At 68.0% G+C, this 15,349-nt stretch carries 10 protein-coding genes and 2 pseudogenes; 5 read left to right on the top strand and 7 right to left on the bottom strand.

What is annotated here, in order from left to right; genetic code table 11:
- The first annotated feature begins 10 nt into the window (after positions 1-10).
- Positions 11-964, top strand: a complete 954-nt coding sequence (locus PI990_RS19055) for a GlxA family transcriptional regulator (RefSeq protein ID WP_271658122.1) — start codon at positions 11-13, stop codon at positions 962-964.
- A gap of 204 nt (positions 965-1,168) precedes the next feature.
- On the top strand, positions 1,169-2,677 hold the full coding sequence (locus tag PI990_RS19050; protein ID WP_271658121.1) for an ATP-binding protein: 1,509 nt from the start codon (positions 1,169-1,171) through the stop codon (positions 2,675-2,677).
- A gap of 327 nt (positions 2,678-3,004) precedes the next feature.
- Here the strand turns inward: PI990_RS19050 and PI990_RS19045 are convergent, their stop codons facing one another.
- The 6 genes and pseudogenes from PI990_RS19045 to PI990_RS19025 form a co-directional block, all read right to left on the bottom strand.
- Positions 3,005-3,397, bottom strand: a complete 393-nt coding sequence (locus PI990_RS19045) for a helix-turn-helix domain-containing protein (protein ID WP_271658120.1) — start codon at positions 3,395-3,397, stop codon at positions 3,005-3,007.
- 111 nt (positions 3,398-3,508) lie between these two features.
- Entirely contained in the window at positions 3,509-4,420 is a 912-nt protein-coding gene (locus tag PI990_RS19040) for a LysR family transcriptional regulator (RefSeq protein ID WP_021222430.1), read from the bottom strand.
- 124 nt (positions 4,421-4,544) lie between these two features.
- A pseudogene (locus tag PI990_RS31630) lies at positions 4,545-5,138 on the bottom strand (methyl-accepting chemotaxis protein); the annotation flags it as partial.
- Between the two features lie 312 nt (positions 5,139-5,450).
- Positions 5,451-6,155: pseudogene (locus tag PI990_RS31625) on the bottom strand (MCP four helix bundle domain-containing protein); the annotation flags it as partial.
- A 276-nt stretch (positions 6,156-6,431) separates the two neighbouring features.
- The gene (locus tag PI990_RS19030; protein ID WP_271658118.1) at positions 6,432-8,603 is read right to left on the bottom strand and encodes a TonB-dependent receptor plug domain-containing protein; all 2,172 of its coding nucleotides are present in this window, start codon (positions 8,601-8,603) and stop codon (positions 6,432-6,434) included.
- Positions 8,604-8,825: 222 nt separating this feature from the next.
- Complete coding sequence (locus PI990_RS19025) at positions 8,826-10,376, bottom strand: sensor domain-containing diguanylate cyclase (RefSeq protein WP_271658117.1); 1,551 nt, start codon at positions 10,374-10,376, stop codon at positions 8,826-8,828.
- Positions 10,377-10,513: 137 nt separating this feature from the next.
- Here PI990_RS19025 and PI990_RS19020 point away from each other — a divergent pair, with 137 nt between their 5' ends.
- Entirely contained in the window at positions 10,514-11,455 is a 942-nt protein-coding gene (locus PI990_RS19020; protein ID WP_271658116.1) for a class I SAM-dependent methyltransferase, read from the top strand.
- Between the two features lie 86 nt (positions 11,456-11,541).
- Here PI990_RS19020 and ppnN read toward each other — a convergent pair whose 3' ends face one another.
- Positions 11,542-12,924 (bottom strand): nucleotide 5'-monophosphate nucleosidase PpnN, encoded by a 1,383-nt coding sequence (gene ppnN, locus PI990_RS19015; RefSeq protein WP_021220007.1) that lies wholly within the window; start codon positions 12,922-12,924, stop codon positions 11,542-11,544.
- Between the two features lie 625 nt (positions 12,925-13,549).
- Between ppnN and PI990_RS19010 the strand changes: the two genes are divergently transcribed.
- Positions 13,550-14,758, top strand: a complete 1,209-nt coding sequence (locus tag PI990_RS19010; protein ID WP_271658115.1) for a sugar transporter — start codon at positions 13,550-13,552, stop codon at positions 14,756-14,758.
- Positions 14,759-14,853: 95 nt separating this feature from the next.
- Positions 14,854-15,201 (top strand): hypothetical protein, encoded by a 348-nt coding sequence (locus PI990_RS19005; protein ID WP_271658114.1) that lies wholly within the window; start codon positions 14,854-14,856, stop codon positions 15,199-15,201.
- The last annotated feature ends 148 nt before the right edge of the window (positions 15,202-15,349 follow it).

Genomic DNA, 15,349 nt, shown 5'->3' with positions numbered 1-15,349 from the left:
CTGCCGCTGCATGAAGACCGTTGCCATCCTGCTATTCCCCGACCTGCTGATGCTCGATGTGGCCGGCCCCATGGATGTGTTTTCCATCGCCAACCGCTACCTGCCGCCGCAAGAGGCCTATCGCATCGTCACCCTGGCCGCCGGCGAGCGCACGGTGCGCGCCTCCAACGGCCTGGCCATGCAGGCCGATCTGCTGATAGAGGACGCCGAGCCGACCTATGACCTGTTGCTGGTGCCCGGTGGCCCGGGTGCCTACAACGACCGCCAGGATGAGGCCATGCTCACCTGGCTTGGCCGGGCCGCCGAGGCGTCGCGGCGCTATGGCTCGATCTGCACCGGTGCCTTCATCCTCGGCGAGGCCGGGTTGCTCGAAGGCCGCCGCGTCACCACCCACTGGCACTACATCGAGCGCCTGGCCGCGCGCTGTCCGGGCGCCGAGATCGAGACCGACCAGATCTACATCCGCGACGGCAAGCTGCTCACCTCCGGCGGCGTCACCGCCGGCATCGACCTGGCCCTGGGCGTGGTCGCCGAGGACCATGGCCGCAAGCTGGCCCTGGACGTGGCCAAGGTGCTGCTGGTGGTGATGCAGCGCCAGGGCGGCCAGGCGCAATTCAGCCCGTTGGCGGCCGGCGTGGTGGGAGGTGATTCGCCCATTGCGCGGGTGCAGAACCACGTGCTGGAGCACCTGGACGAGCCCTTCAGCATCGAGCGCATGGCCACCCTGGTGGCCATGAGCCCCCGGCACTTCTCCCGGGTGTTCGCCCGCGAGGTGAAGATGACGCCCATGGAGTTCCTCCAGGGCGCGCGCCTCGACCGCGCCCGCCACCTGCTGGAAACCGGCGACCTGCCCCTGAAGACCGTGGCTTATCGCAGCGGTTTCGGCAGCGTGCGGCACATGAGTTTCCTCTTCGCCGAAAAGCTTGGCCTCAGCCCTGCACAGTATCGCCGCCAGTTCAGTTGACCCCGGGGTGCCGGGCCAAGGGCCTCGCCGGGGCCCGTGTCCGTCCTGGGCATCGCCTTGGCCGTTCTTATCCTCCCGTTGCCGTTGTCCTGTCGCATCAGGCTGGGATGATGGGAAGCATTCTCGAAAGGAGGGTGCACGGGCCCGGATCGGGGCCTTGCAGGCAGTTCGCAGGGTGCCCGCCGGTTGCCGGCATACAGTGACATGCACGACATCAGCACCACCCGGGATGAGCGGGTCCTGCGCTTCGGCGCGTTCCGCTTTCACGTTCAGCAGCGCCTGCTGCTCGAAGACGGCCAGCCGCTGCGTCTGGGCAGCCGCGCCCTGGACATCCTCCAGCTGTTGCTGGAGAACGCCGGCCACCTGGTCGGCAAGGACTGCATCATCGCCCGCGTCTGGCCGACCACTGTGGTGGAGGAAACCAACCTGCGGGTGCACATCGCCGCCCTGCGCCGCGCCCTTGGCGATGGTCGCGACGGGCGCCGCTTCATCGCCAATGTGCCGCAGCGCGGCTACAGCTTCGTCGCCGAAGTCGCCTGTGAAGGCAGTGTCTCGACCCCGGCGGCGCTACCGGCACACAACCTGCCCATGCGGCTGACCCGTATCGAGGGGCGCGATGCCGTGGTCGGCACGCTGGTGAGCCAGTTGCCGGCGCGGCGCTTCTTCACCCTGGTGGGCCCCGGCGGCATGGGCAAGACCACCGTGGCCCTGCGCGTCGCCGAGTTGCTGCTGGAGCACTACGCGGACGGCGTGCACTTCATCGACCTGGCCGCCTGCGGGCCCGAAGGCGTGGCCGCTGCGGTGGCCACGGTGCTTGGCCTGGCGCCGGCCAACGGCGAGCCCCTCGCCGCCCTCGGCTGCCAACTGCGGCAGCGCCACGCGCTGCTGGTGCTGGACAACTGCGAGCACGTCATCGATGCCAGCGCGCTGCTTGCCGAAGGCCTGCTGCGCCGTGCGCCGCGCCTGGCGATCCTGGCCACCAGCCGCGAACCCTTGCTGGCCGAAGGCGAGTGCATCCAGCGCCTGGCGGGGTTGCCGGTGCCGCCACCACCGGGCGACTGCGGCGTGGACGAGGCGCTGGGCTGTGCGGCCATCCGCCTGTTCGTCGCCTGCGCCCGTGCGCGCCAGGACGGCTTCCGCCTGCGCCCCGGGGACGTGCCGCTGGTGAGCGACATCTGCCGTCGTCTCGACGGCCTGCCCCTGGCCATCGAACTGGCGGCGGCCCAGGTGGATGGCCTGGGCCTCGAAGGCCTGCAACGGCTGCTCGATGGCCAGTTCCAGCTGCTGGCCCAGGGGCGTCGCACCGCAGCGGCCCGGCATCAGAGCCTGCGGGCGAACCTGGATTGGAGCTACGGTCTGCTCTCTGCCCTGGAGCGTGTCGTGCTGCAACGCCTGGCGCTGTTCAAGCAGGCCTTCACTTTCGAAAGCGCCGTTCGCGTCATCGGCTGCGAGCGCCTCAGCGAGACACGGCTGTACGAGGCCATCAGCCATCTGGTGGCGAAATCCCTGCTGCTGGCGGAGCCGGAGGAGGAGCAGGTGTGCTACCGCCTGCTGGAAACCACCCGCGCCTACGCCCTGGACAAGTTGCACAGCGGCGGCGAGCTGTTGGAACTGCACCCCCCGCGTGCCCCCGAATGGCGCCAGGCGCTGCCGCTGCCCAGCCTCTGGCGCGGAGCACCGATGCCGGTAGTGCCCATTGAGTTTGCAGGTTGAGCGAACCCTGCAGCGAGGCCGAACCTCGCACCGTTGGGCCTCGCTGCGCTCGGCGCCAACCTACGGCGCCGTGCCCCACCCGAACCACGGTGCCGACCGGTGTGTAGGGTGGATGACGCTCTTTTCATCCACCGAGCGATGCCGCCAGGGGCACCGTGTCAGGGCAGCCCTGCGGCCTGCTTGGCGACTGAAGTCGCCCCTACATGGGTCGCGAGCCAGCCCGTAGGTCGAGCACGTAGGGCGGGTGAAACCCGCGGTGCATGGGCTGCGTCGCTGTCGGGTTGCACCCGACCTACATGAGGCACCACGGGAACGAAATCATTGGGATCACTCGCCGATCAGCCGCCAGCTCATCGGGTTGACCCCTTCGGCGCGGGTGAAGAGGCGGGAGAAGTGGGCCTGGTCGTAGAAGCCGCATTCGAGGCCGATGCGGGTGAGGCTGAGGTCGGAGGTGCGGATCAGCTCCTTGGCGCGGGCCAGGCGTTGCTGGCGCAGCCAGTCCTGGGGCGTCATGCCGGTGCTGCATTTGAAGGCGCGGGCGAAGTGGCTGCGGGAGAGGGCGCAGGCCTCGGCCAGGCGGGCGACGGGGATGCCCTCGGCGAGGTGGTCGAGGAGCATCTGCTTGGCCAGGCGCTCGCGCCAGGGGGCGAGGCCGCCGGAAGTTCCGGCATCGACGGGCTGTTCGTGCTCGCAGGTGCTGTCGTGTTGGAGGCTGGCCATGGCGTTCATCCCGGTTCGCGGTGGCTGGCCCGTGGCCTGGGGCCACGGGAGGATCACCGGGATTGTTCGGGGCGCCGCCCTGGGGCGCGAGTTAAACGTTGTTAATTCGCCTCAGAGCCCGTCTTCGCTCATGAACCGCACGATCTGCGTGCGCAGCCAGCGCTCGGCGGTGTCGTTGTCCTGGGCACCGCGCCAGGCCATGGTCAGCTTGGCCGGGACGATCTCGAAGGGTGGTGGCTCGGCGCGCAGGCCGCCGCCGGCCACCAGTTCGCTGGCGGCGTAGTCGGGCACGGTGGCGATCAGCTCGGAGTTGGCCAGCAGCGCGCGCAAGCCGTTGAACTGCGGCACGGCCAGGGTCACGCGGCGCGAACGGCCGATGCGCGCCAGGTCCTGGTCGATGTTGCCGCACAGGTCGCCGGAGAAGGAGATCAGCGCGTGGGGACGGCTGCAGTAGTCGTCCAGGGTCAGCGGCTCGGGGCGCTTGTCGGCGCGCAGCACCATGGTCTGGATGCGCCGCAGGGTGCGGCACTTGGCGTTGGCCGGCAGCTCGGTGGTGTAGCTGACACCAACGGAAATCTCCCCCGAGGCCAGCAGGCTTGGCATCAGCAGGAAGTTGGCGCGGCGCACCACCAGCACGATGTTCGGCGCCACCTCGCGCAGGTGGTTGAGCAGCGGCGGCAGCAGGCCGCACTCGACGTCGTCGGAAAGGCCGATGCGGAACACCAGGTTGCTGGTAGCCGGGTCGAACTCGTGGGCGTGGCTGAGGGCGTTGGACATGGCGTCCAGTGCCGGGCGCAGCTGCTGGAGGATCTCCACCGCGCGGGTGGTGGGCTCCATGGCGCGGCCGCTGCGCACGAACAGCGGGTCGTTGAAATAGTCACGCAGGCGCGACAGGGCGGCGCTGATCGCCGGCTGGCCGAGGAACAGCTTCTCGGCGGTGCGGGTCAGGTTGCGTTCATGCATCAGCGTCTCGAAGACGATCAGCATGTTCAGGTCGACGCGGCGCATTTCGCTGCGGTTCATGCGTGGGTTCCTTTATCCGTGCAGAGGGGCAGCGGGCCGTCAGCCTTGCACAACGGCCGGCGGCCGGCTTGTACGCATGTGCGCTTGTGCAGCGCCTGCGCGAGGGGGTGCGCAGGCGCTGCGATCACACGCGGAAGCGCGCCACCAGGCCATTGAGGTCAATGGCCAGGCGCGACAGCTCCTGGCTGGCGGAGCTGGTCTGGTGGGCGCCGGCGGCGGTCTGCTGGGCCAGGTCGCGGATGTTTACCAGGTTGCGGTCCACCTCGCGGGCCACCTGGGCCTGCTCCTCTGAGGCGCTGGCGATCACCAGGTTGCGCTCGCTGATGTGGCTGATGGCTTCGGTGATGGTGTCCAGCGCCTGGCCGGCGGCACGGGCCATCTCCAGGGTGGCGCGGGCGCGCTGGCTGCTGTTCTGCATGGCATCCACCGCCTGGTTAGTGCCCTGCTGGATGCCACCGATCATCTGCTCGATCTCCTGGGTCGACTGCTGGGTGCGGTGGGCGAGGGCGCGCACCTCGTCGGCGACCACGGCGAAACCGCGGCCGGCGTCACCGGCGCGGGCGGCCTCGATGGCGGCGTTGAGGGCCAGCAGGTTGGTCTGCTCGGCGATGGCGCGGATCACGTCGAGGACCTTGCTGATGCCCTGCACCTTGCCGGCCAGTTCTTCCACCTGGCTGGAGGTCTGGCCGACGTCACGGGCCAGGTCGCTGATGGAGTCCACCGTGCGGTTGACCTGGTCCTGGCCGCCGCGTGCGGTGCGGTCGGATTCCCGCGAGGCCTCGGAGGTGGCGACGGCGTTGCGCGCCACTTCGTCCACGGCGGTGGTCATCTCGTTGACTGCGGTGGCGGCCTGCTCGATCTCCTGGTTCTGCTGGTGCAGGCCACGGCTGGAGTCCTCGGTCACCGCGTTGAGTTCCTCGGCGGCGGAGGCCAACTGGTCGGAGGAGCGGGCGATGTGCTCGATGGTGGTCTTCAGGCTCTGCTGCATGGTGCGCAGGGAGCCGAGCAGCAGGGCCGGTTCGTCGCTGCCGTGCACCTCGATGCGCTCGGTGAGGTTACCGGAGGCCACGGTGTCGGCCACCTTCATCGCCTCGTCCAGCGGGGTGACGATGCTGCGGGTGAGGATCAGGGCGAGCACGCCGGTGAGCAGGGCGGCGAGGATCATCACCGCGCTGACCACCAGTACCGCGTTGTCGTACTGGGCGGTCGACTGCAGCGCGGTATCGGCGGCGATGCGCTGGTTGATCTTCATCAGCGCCTCCAGTTGCACGCCCAGCTCATCGGAAAGCTTCTTGTACTCGCCGCCCAGCAGCGCGCGCATTTCTTCGAGCTGGTTGGCGCCGGACAGCTGCATCAGCTTTTCGTTGACCCGGTAGTAGCTCTCCAGCACCCCTTTGAAGCGGCCGTACTGGGCCGTTTCCTCGCCGTCGTCCAGTAGCTTCTCGTACAGCTCCTGGGCCTGGTGCAGCTGGGCGATGAGCTCCGCTTCGCGCTGGTTGGTGGCGCGCAGCAGCTCGGGCTCGCGGTCCACCAGGATGCGGAAGGAGACGATGCGCAGGCGCAGCATCTTCTCGTTGATCGTGCCCAGTGCCGCATAGCTGGGCATGCTGTCTTCATTGAGGATCACGGTGGAGGCGCGGATGCCTTTCATCTGGTGCAGGGCGAACAGCCCCAGCAGGATCACCAGCAGCGTGACCAGGGAAAAGCTGAAGATGGCGCGCGGCGCGATCTTCATGCGGCGTAGAAGCATGGGGACGACTCCCGGTTTGTTATGGATCGTTCTGGGGTGCCAGGGGACAACCGCGCCCGTCATGGGATCAAGCGTAGCGGCTGAATGATTATCGGCTGGGAGCAGGGGGAACTGAAGGGCGCGGGCAGTGGGGACCCTGTTTTTTCATCCGGCGCTGGTGGTTGCAGGCATGCGTTGTAGCGCGCCGTCGGCCTTGCTGATGCCGGAACGCAGGGCTACCGGCGCTGCTGCGCCGATAGCCTCGCGCATCGGTGAGTGCGATCAGAACGCGGTCTGCACGCGTACGTAGAAGGTGCGGTAGGTGCCTTCCTCGCTCAGGCTGTTGCTTTCCAGCAGCCCGTTGCTGCCATAGGTCGTGGCGCGGCTGTCTTCGTCCTGGGCGAAGAGATTGAGCACCGAGAGGTTTAGGCTGGTGTTCTCGCTGAGCTGGGTGCGTGCCGAGACATCGACCCGCCCGACGGCATCCTGATCGCCTTCTACCGTCTGGCCCGAGGCCAGGCGATAGCGCTGGTTGTAGCCGCTGTTCCAGTTGTAGTTGGCGCCGAGGGTGGTGCGCAGGCTGGCCAGGTAGTAGTCGGCACCGGCATTGAACAGGTAGTCCGGCTGATCGAGGAAACGTCGGGTTTCGCCCGTGGCTGCGCTCTTCAGGAGGGTGTGCACGGCGGTGGCGTTGGACCACAGCGTCAGCTGCGGCAAGCCCAATGCATCCAGCGGCACGCGTGCTTCCATTTCCAGGCCGCTGGCCTGGCCGTCGCCGGCGTTCTCCGGGCGGCTCAGCCAGCGGCCGCCGCTCTGCTGGCTGAGGACGTTCTCGATCTTGTCGTTGAACCGGCGATGGAACAGGTTGGCCGAGAGCAGGCCGCGCTGGTCATTGAAGAAGTGATCCAGCCCCAGGTCGACGCCCCAGATGGATTCGGGCGTCATTCCAGGGTTGCCGCCGGTATCGGGCCTGGCCAGCGTGCCGGAGTCCGGGGTGATGGTCGGGCTCAGTTCGCGCAGATCGGGTCGGCGCAGTGTCCGGGCGATGCCCAGGCGCCAGTCGGTATCGGCGCTGAGGTGCCCCAGGTAATTGACGGACGGCAGCGGGCTCAGCTTGCTGGTCTGCTGCTTGGCGCCGTTGAAATCGCGGGTGCGGGTATGGGCGTCCTCAAGGCGCAGGCCGTAGGTCAGGTTGTCGCCCCAGGGCAGGAGCCAGGTGTCCTGGGCGAACAGGTGGGTGATGTCCTCCCTGATCTGGTACGTGCGTGCGGCGTTGATCGGTCTGAGGGTGCCGTTCTCGATGTTGCGGTTGTCTTCTTCGCGGGTTTCGCGACGTGCCCCGGCGCCCCATTCGAGACGGTGGGCGTCGAGCAGCGTCTTGACCTTCAGGCTGGGCGAGACCGAGGTCATGTGGATGTTCTCGTCGCGCAGGCGGGTGCGATCCAGGGTGCCGTTCGCCCGGTAGCGCTTGGCGTCGCGCTGGGTGTCCTCGTCGGCCTTTTGCAGGTCGAGGCTCAGCAGCAGCTCGGTGTCATCGCTCCACTGGTGCGTCCAGTCGCTGAGCAGGCCCAGGTTGGTGCGTTCGCGCTCGCGGTCTTCGAACTCGGTGCGACGGACCGCGTTCTGCGCGGTTTCCAGCTCGGCGGCGATGTCGTCGCGGTATTCGGTGGTCTTCAGGTAGTCGAGCTGGACGTTCACGCGGTTGTCGTCGTCCAGGCGCAGCTCCAGCGAGGGCAGGAAGTTGCCTTGCTCGAAGCGGCGTGCATTGGTGCCCAGCTCGCCCCCATTGGCGCCGCTGCCGTTGAACACCCGCGAGTCCTTGCTCTCGTTGCGGCGCTGCAGCTGCACGCCGCCCGCCAGGTTCAGCGTGACGTTGTCGTTGCCCAGGCTGTAGACGGCGGTGGCATCCCCCAGGCCGCCGTTGCTTTCCAGGTACCCGGCGCCGATGCCGAGTTCGCCGTTACCGCCCTTGGCGCGCTGCTTGAGAATGATATTGACGGTCCCGGCAGCGCCCTGGCCCTCCTGGCTGGCCAGGGGGGAGCGGATGATTTCCACGCGCTCGACCAGTGAGCTGGGGATGCGATCCAGCTGCACACTGCGCTTGGAGTTGGCATCGAGGATGCGCCGACCGTTGACCAACACCTGCGCGTACTCGGGGCCGATGCCCCGCAACTGCACCTCGCGGGCGCGGTTGGCACCCGCGAACGACACGCCGACCAGGCGGCGCAGCGCATCGCCCAGCGGCTGGTCGCCGAACTGGTTGAGCTGTTCGGCTTCGATGACGGCCTTCGAACTGCCGGCCTCGCGCCGTTCGGCGTGGGCGCGCTGGACCGCGTTCTCGATGGGCGCGGAGGAGATTTCCACCGTTTCAAGGCTGACGACCTGGGCGGCAAGCGGGGTGCTGCAGCCGGCCAGCAGAAGACCCAGCAGCCTGTTCTTATTCCTGTTGTGCATGATGGCTCGCATTGTTTTAGATTTATCAAATGATAATTATTATCAAATGTATAAATCAATCATCCGCGATAAATCATTGCTGCCTGCGCGCGCAGCCGAGGGCCGGGGCGAGGCGAGCGGCGGTGGCGGGCCATTCGATTCGACCATGGTGCGGCTCGATGGAGCCCGTTCACCCGGGCATAGGGCCTGCTTGACGCAGCAGGCTTGGAACCGCTCCGCAGGTCACCCCAGCGCTTCGCCGGTGGGCTCGGCCAGCGGCGGATGCACCCGATCACGCCCGGCGGCCTTGGCGCTATAGAGCGCTTCGTCGGCGGCGCGCAGCAGGTGGCTGTCCGGGGTGTTGTCGTTGGGAACGGGGATGTAGGCGTAGATGCCGGCACTGAGGGTGACCAGCCCCAGGTCGCTGCCTTCGTGGCGGATGCCCAGCTCGCGCACGGCGAGGCGCACCTGTTCAGCGACAGCGCGGGTTTCCGCCTCGCTGGTGTTGGGCAGCAGCAGGGTCATCTCTTCGCCGCCATAGCGGGCAGCCAGGTCGCCGGCACGGCGGGCGAAGCTGCCCACCACCTGGGCGACGGCTCTGATGCACTGGTCACCGGCGGGGTGGCCGTAGCGGTCGTTGTAGCGCTTGAAGTGGTCGATATCGAGCATGACGATGCCCAGCGGCGCGCCCTGGCGTCGTGCGCGGTTGGCTTCGATGGGCAATACGGCGTCGAGGCGGCGTCGGTTGGCCAGGCCGGTGAGGCCATCGACCATGGCCAGTTGTTCGAGGGCGTCGTGGGCCAGGCGCAGCTCCTCTTCGGCCAGGGCGCCGGATTCGATGCGGCGTATCAGCGCCTGGGCGAACAGCACCAGGCCGACGATCATCGCCACCACCACCATGGCCGAGCGCGCCACCTGGTCCAGCCAGGGCGCGGTGATGGAGCGGGTGGCAATACCGGTTTCCACAACCAGCGGGTAGTCCGCCAACTGGCGGTAGCTGAACAGCCGCTCCACGCCGTCCACCTGGCCATGGAAGATCGCCGTGCCCGCCGGTGCCTCGCGCAGCAGCTCGCTGAACACCAGGCCCTTGGCCAGGCTGGCGCCGATGGATTCGGGGAGGAAGGGGCGGCGCACCAATAGGGTGCCGTCCTGCAGGGCGAGGATGATGATGCCCGAGTCGCCGACGTCGAAGCTGTCGTAGAAGCGCACGAAGTAATCCACCTTGAGCGTGGCCAGGGCGACGCCGGCGAAGCTGCCGTCAGGGTTGTCGATGCGCCGTGACACCGGGATGACCAGGTCGCCGGTGGAACGGCTGCTGATCACCTTGCCGATATACAGGTCGTTGTCGGCGTGTTCGCGGTGATGGATGAAGTACTCACGGTCGGCGTTGTTGGCGCCGGGGGGGACGTGGTCCTTGTCGGTCACCAGCCAGTTGCCGTCCTTGTCGTAGATGAACAGGCCGTGCAACTGGGGCAGGTAGCGCTGCTGGCGCTTCATCAGGCCGCGCATGCGCTCCACCTGGAGCTTGTCGATGCCGTCCCATTCCACCCGTTCGATCAGCCCCACCAGCAGCGCGTCGGCCTGGCGTACCGCGTCGCGGGCATGCTGGGCGGCAGCGCTGGCGACGTTGGTGGCGTTGACCTCGGCGCGGCGGAACTCTTGCTGGTGGGCCTTCCATACCTGCCAGCTCTCCATGGCCAGGATCGCCACGATCACCAGCGCGGTGAAGCCGAACGCCAGGCGGCGTGCCTGGATATGGCCCTGGGGGTTCTCCATGGGGGGCGGCCTGTTCATGGCTGTCGGGCTCGACGATTACGCAGGGACGTCATGGTTGTGACCATGGTCGCGGGAAAACCTCCGAAGAGTCGGGACACAGGCAGCCTAGCAGCGCTGCGGTTAGAATGCCGCGCCTCTGAACCAGGACTCCCTTCATGACCCCCGCCGCCCTCGACACCCTCCGCCTCCAGCTGACTGCCGCCCTGGGCGACCTGCCCACCGAGACCCGCCGCCTGTTCCACGGCCGTGGCCGGCGCTGGCCGGGGCTGGAGCACCTGGTGGTGGATTGGCTGGAGGGCGTGGTGCAGGTGGCGCTGTTCCGCGAACCGGAGGACGAGGCCCTGGCCGCGCTGAAGGCGATGCTCGCCGAACTGGCGGCCAGCGACGCCTGGCGTGCGGCACCGGTGCGCAGCCTGCTGCTGCAGCGGCGCTACCTGCCGGGCAGCGAGACCGAGCTGCTGTGGGGCGAGGCGGTGGCGCAGTGGACCATGCACGAGGATGGCCTGGCCTACCGCCTGGACCTGATGCGCAACCAGAACATCGGCCTGTTCCTCGACATGCGCTACGGCCGCCGCTGGGTGCGCGAGCAGGCCGCCGGCAAGCGCGTGCTCAACCTGTTCGCCTACACCTGCGGCTTTTCCGTGGCCGCCATCGCTGGCGGCGCCGCGGCGGTGGTCAACCTGGACATGGCCCGCGCCGCGCTGAGCCGGGGCCGCGACAACCACCGGCTGAACGGCCACGACCTGACCCAGGTGATGTTCCTCGGCCACGAGCTGTTCAAGTCCTGGGGCAAGGTGAAGAAATGCGGGCCCTATGACCTGGTGATCATCGACCCGCCGTCGTTCCAGAAGGGCAGCTTCGAGCTGGACCGCGACTACCGCAAGATCCTCCGCCGCCTGCCGGAGCTGCTGGCCGAGGGCGGCCAGGTGCTGGCCTGCGTCAACGACCCGGCCACGGGGGCGGATTTCATCGTCCGCACCATGGCCGAGGAAGCGCCGGGGCTGGCCTTCCGCGAGCGCCTGGCCAACCCGCCGGAATTCGAGGACGTGGACCCGGAAGGCGGGCTCAAGGCCCTGGTGTTCATCCAGGGCGTGTAAGGCGTAGCCCGGACTTCAGCCCGGGAAGGCAGGGAATGCGGGATGCAGGGGCCGTCCCTGCACCCCTGCCTGGCTCCGCTGGCGGCTCAGTGGCCGCTTTCCACCACGCGGTAGCAGGGCACGTAGGCCGCGCCGCCGGGGAGCTTCATGCGGTGTTGCTCGACGAAGGCCTGGAGCAGGCGGTCCAGCGGCTGCATCACTTGCGCGTCGCCGTGGATCTCGTAGGGGCCGTGTTCCTCGATCAGGCGTATGCCCTTGTCCTTGACGTTGCCGGCGACGATGCCGGAGAAGGCGCGGCGCAAGTTGGCGGCCAGCTCGTGGGGCGGCAGCGAGCGGCTGAGCTGCAGGCTGGCCATGTTGGCGTGGGTGGGGTCGAAGGGGCGCTGGAAGCCTTCGTCGATCTTCAGCAGCCAGTTGAAGTGGAAGGCGTCGTTGCGCTCGCGGCGGAAGCGCTTCACCTCCTTCAGGCCCTGGGCCATCTGCCGGGCCACTTCGGCCGGGTCGTTGATGATGATCTGGTAGCGCTTCTGCGCCTCCTCGCCCAGGGTGGCGCCGACGAAGGCGTGCAGTTGCTGCAGGTAGGGCTCGGCGCTGCGCGGGCCGGTGAGGATGACGGGGAAGGGCAGCTCGAGGTTGTCCGGGTGCATGAGGATGCCCAGCAGGTAGAGGAACTCCTCCGCCGTGCCCACGCCACCGGGGAAGATGATGATGCCGTGGCCGACACGGACGAAGGCCTCCAGGCGTTTCTCGATGTCCGGCAGGATCACCAGCTCGTTGACGATGGGGTTGGGTGCTTCGGCGGCGATGATGCCCGGCTCGGTCAGGCCCAGGTAGCGGCCGCCGACGATGCGCTGCTTGGCGTGGCTGATGGTGGCGCCCTTCATCGGCCCCTTCATCACGCCCGGGCCGCAGCCGGTGCACACGTCCAGGCTGCGCAGGCCCAGCTCGTGGCCGACGCGCTTGGTGTACTTGTATTCCTCGGTGCTGATGGAGTGGCCGCCCCAGCACACGACGATCTTCGGCTCCACGCCCGGGCGCAGGGTGCGGGCGTTGCGCAGCAGGTGGAACACGTAGTCGGTGATGCCCTGGGAGCTCTCCAGGTCGATGCGCAGGCTGTCCAGCTCGCTGGCGGCGTAGACGATGTCGCGCAGGGCGCTGAACAGCATCTCGCGGGTGCTGGCGATCATCTCGCCGTCGACGAAGGCATCGGCCGGGGCGTTGAGCAGTTCCAGGCGCACGCCGCGGTCCTGCTGGTGAATGCGCACCTCGAAGTCCTTGTAGGCGTCGAGGATGGTCTTGGCGTTATCGATCTGCGCGCCGGTGTTGAGGATGGCCAGGGCGCACTGGCGGAACAGCGTGTAGATGCTGCCGGAACCGGCTTCGCTCAGTTGCTGCACTTCGCGTTGGGAGAGGGTTTCCAGGCTGCCTTTGGGGCTTACTTCGGCGTTGACCACGTGTCTCGGGGGCATTCTCTATTCCATGAAAAGCGATGTCGGGCGGGCCGCTCGGCCCCCCGCATCGGGGTGATGAGCGCCGGGCGCGGATTTTGGCGTGGCACCGGCAGTCGTGTGACGCGCCGGGGGTGTGCTTCAGGCACTGTCGATCGGCGCACCGCAATCAGGTGGGTTCACGTAGATAGCGGGAACCCTTGGGCTCTGACAAGCATTTTGTGCGATCTGCTCCATGAGGAATGGGCACAATCAACGCCGTCGGGTTGCACCCGACCTACGGGGGCGCCGTACCTGTAGGGGCGAATTCATTCGCCCAGCAGACCGCAGGTCTGCCCCCGCTCAATGTCACAGGCCACCTCGTCGTGGGAGCGAATTCATTCGCGAAATATGCCGTGCCGGGCCCGCGGTTGAAACCGCTCCCACCACTCGCCGGCCCACTCCGGCGACCCACCGGTCATTCGCCGTGGTGCGAGGGGCGATGGGGGCGTAGAATCGCCGCTTCCAGGCCGTACCCCCTCCCATTCCAAGAACAAACCCTGCCGCAGCCGTCCGCCCCGTGCCTTGCTCCCCGGGTGGCCCCTGGCATGCGCGGTGGAGGCGCATCGACCCTGTCCCGACCCCAGCCTTAGCCCCGGAACAGCCCTTGAGCCCTGAACGCCCCACCCTCGACCCAACCCCCGAACCCCGCGCCGGCAGCTGGCTGAGCGTGATCGCCCTGGCCCTGGCCGCCTTCATCTTCAACACCACCGAATTCGTCCCGGTGGGCCTGCTCAGCGACATCGGCCGCAGCTTCGAGATGCCCACCGCCCAGGTCGGCCTGATGCTGACCCTCTACGCCTGGGTGGTGACCCTGGCCTCGCTGCCGCTGATGCTGCTCACGCGCAATATCGAGCGGCGCACGCTGCTGGTGTGCGTCTTCCTGCTGTTCATCGTCAGCCACCTGCTGTCCAGTGTGGCCTGGAGCTTCGGCGTGCTGATGCTCAGCCGCATCGGCATCGCTTTCGCCCATGCGGTGTTCTGGTCCATCACCGCGTCGCTGGCGGTGCGCGTGGCGCCGCCGGGCAAGCAGGCCAAGGCCCTGGGGCTGCTGGCCACCGGCACCATCATGGCGATGGTCCTGGGCATTCCCCTCGGTCGCGTGGTGGGCGAGGCCCTGGGCTGGCGCACCACCTTCCTCGCCATCGCCGGGCTGGCGGTGCTCACGGCGCTGTGCCTGGCGCGCACCCTGCCGCTGTTGCCGAGCCAGAACTCCGGCTCCCTGCGCAGCCTGCCGATGCTGCTCAAGCGCCCGCCGCTGGTGGCGCTCTACGTGCTCACCGTGCTGGTGATCACCGCGCAGTTCACCGCCTACAGCTACGTCGAGCCCTTCTCCCGGGACGTGGCCGGCATGAGCGGGCAGATGACCACCCTGTTGCTGTTGCTCTCCGGCGGCGCCGGCATCTTCGGCTCGGTGCTTTTCAGTCGCTACAGCGACCGCTTCCCCCGGGGGCTGCTGCTGGTGGCGGTCAGCACCCTGGCGGCAAGCCTGCTGCTGCTCCTGCCGCTGGCCCAGCACCATGGCTGGCTGCTGGGCATGAGCATGCTCTGGGGCATGGCGATCATGTGCTTCGGCCTGGCTCAGCAATCCAGCGTGCTGCGCCTGGCGTCCGACGCCACGGACGTGGCCATGGCGCTGTTCTCCGGGCTGTACAACGTCGGCATCGGCGGTGGCGCGCTGCTGGGCAGCCTGGTCAGCCAGCACATCGCCCTGCAGCAGGTGGGCAATGCCGGTGCGGTGCTCGCCGTGACGGGCCTGGTGCTGGCGCTGTTCGCCTGCTGGAAGTTCGCCGATGCCCTGCGGGGTGGGCGCTGAGCAGAAGGGGACCGGCTTCACGGCAGCGGCGGGCGGCGCTTGCTAACGTGGCGCCGCTGGCACTCCGCCACCCACCCCAACGAGAAGGATTTCCCATGGCGCTCCGTTCCCTGCTGCTGATCGGCTCCCTGCTGCTGCCCGTCGCTGTGCAAGCGACCACCCTCGACGCGGCCCAGTCGCGCTACCGGGGCGCGGTGTCCTGCATCGATCGGCTGTTCTACGACGGCGGCTATGACGTTGGCGATGCCAAGCGCGAGGCGCTGATCACCGAATTCCTCGCCCACTACCAGCTGCCCGCCTATGACGAGGCCCGCTACGCCGCCGGCGAAGGCGCGGACATCGACCGGGACGCCTACATGGCGGGCTACATGCTGTGTGACGAGGACGTGGACTACGTCGACAAGCTGGGTGCCAAGCACGGCCGGCACCTGCCCAGCGAGTAAGGCGGAAGGCAGACGCGGTCTGCGTTAAGTGTGGCTGGGAGATTCGAACTCGGTTGATTGCCGAGTTCTGCTGATGCTTCTGGTTTCGCCCACCCGGGCGAGTCCCTTTTGACAATCGCCTCAAAAGGAACCAAAAGGGCTTGCCCCA

The organism is Pseudomonas sp. TUM22785 (genome assembly GCF_028198105.1).
GTDB lineage: Bacteria > Pseudomonadota > Gammaproteobacteria > Pseudomonadales > Pseudomonadaceae > Metapseudomonas > Metapseudomonas solani.
Note: the sequence above shows the minus strand (reverse complement) of the source record. Positions and strands in the feature narration are given on the sequence as shown.

Excerpts from the sequence above, each read along its gene's own strand:
- PI990_RS19055 (WP_271658122.1), top strand. The coding sequence starts at position 11 with ATGAAGACCGTTGCCATCCTGCTATTCCCCGACCTGCTGATGCTCGAT.
- PI990_RS19020 (WP_271658116.1), top strand. The coding sequence starts at position 10,514 with ATGACCCCCGCCGCCCTCGACACCCTCCGCCTCCAGCTGACTGCCGCC.
- PI990_RS19005 (WP_271658114.1), top strand. The coding sequence starts at position 14,854 with ATGGCGCTCCGTTCCCTGCTGCTGATCGGCTCCCTGCTGCTGCCCGTC.
- PI990_RS19025 (WP_271658117.1), bottom strand. The coding sequence starts at position 10,376 with ATGAACAGGCCGCCCCCCATGGAGAACCCCCAGGGCCATATCCAGGCA.
- PI990_RS19030 (WP_271658118.1), bottom strand. The coding sequence starts at position 8,603 with ATGCACAACAGGAATAAGAACAGGCTGCTGGGTCTTCTGCTGGCCGGC.
- PI990_RS19040 (WP_021222430.1), bottom strand. The coding sequence starts at position 4,420 with ATGAACCGCAGCGAAATGCGCCGCGTCGACCTGAACATGCTGATCGTC.
- PI990_RS19045 (WP_271658120.1), bottom strand. The coding sequence starts at position 3,397 with ATGGCCAGCCTCCAACACGACAGCACCTGCGAGCACGAACAGCCCGTC.
- PI990_RS19050 (WP_271658121.1), top strand. The coding sequence starts at position 1,169 with ATGCACGACATCAGCACCACCCGGGATGAGCGGGTCCTGCGCTTCGGC.
- ppnN (WP_021220007.1), bottom strand. The coding sequence starts at position 12,924 with ATGCCCCCGAGACACGTGGTCAACGCCGAAGTAAGCCCCAAAGGCAGC.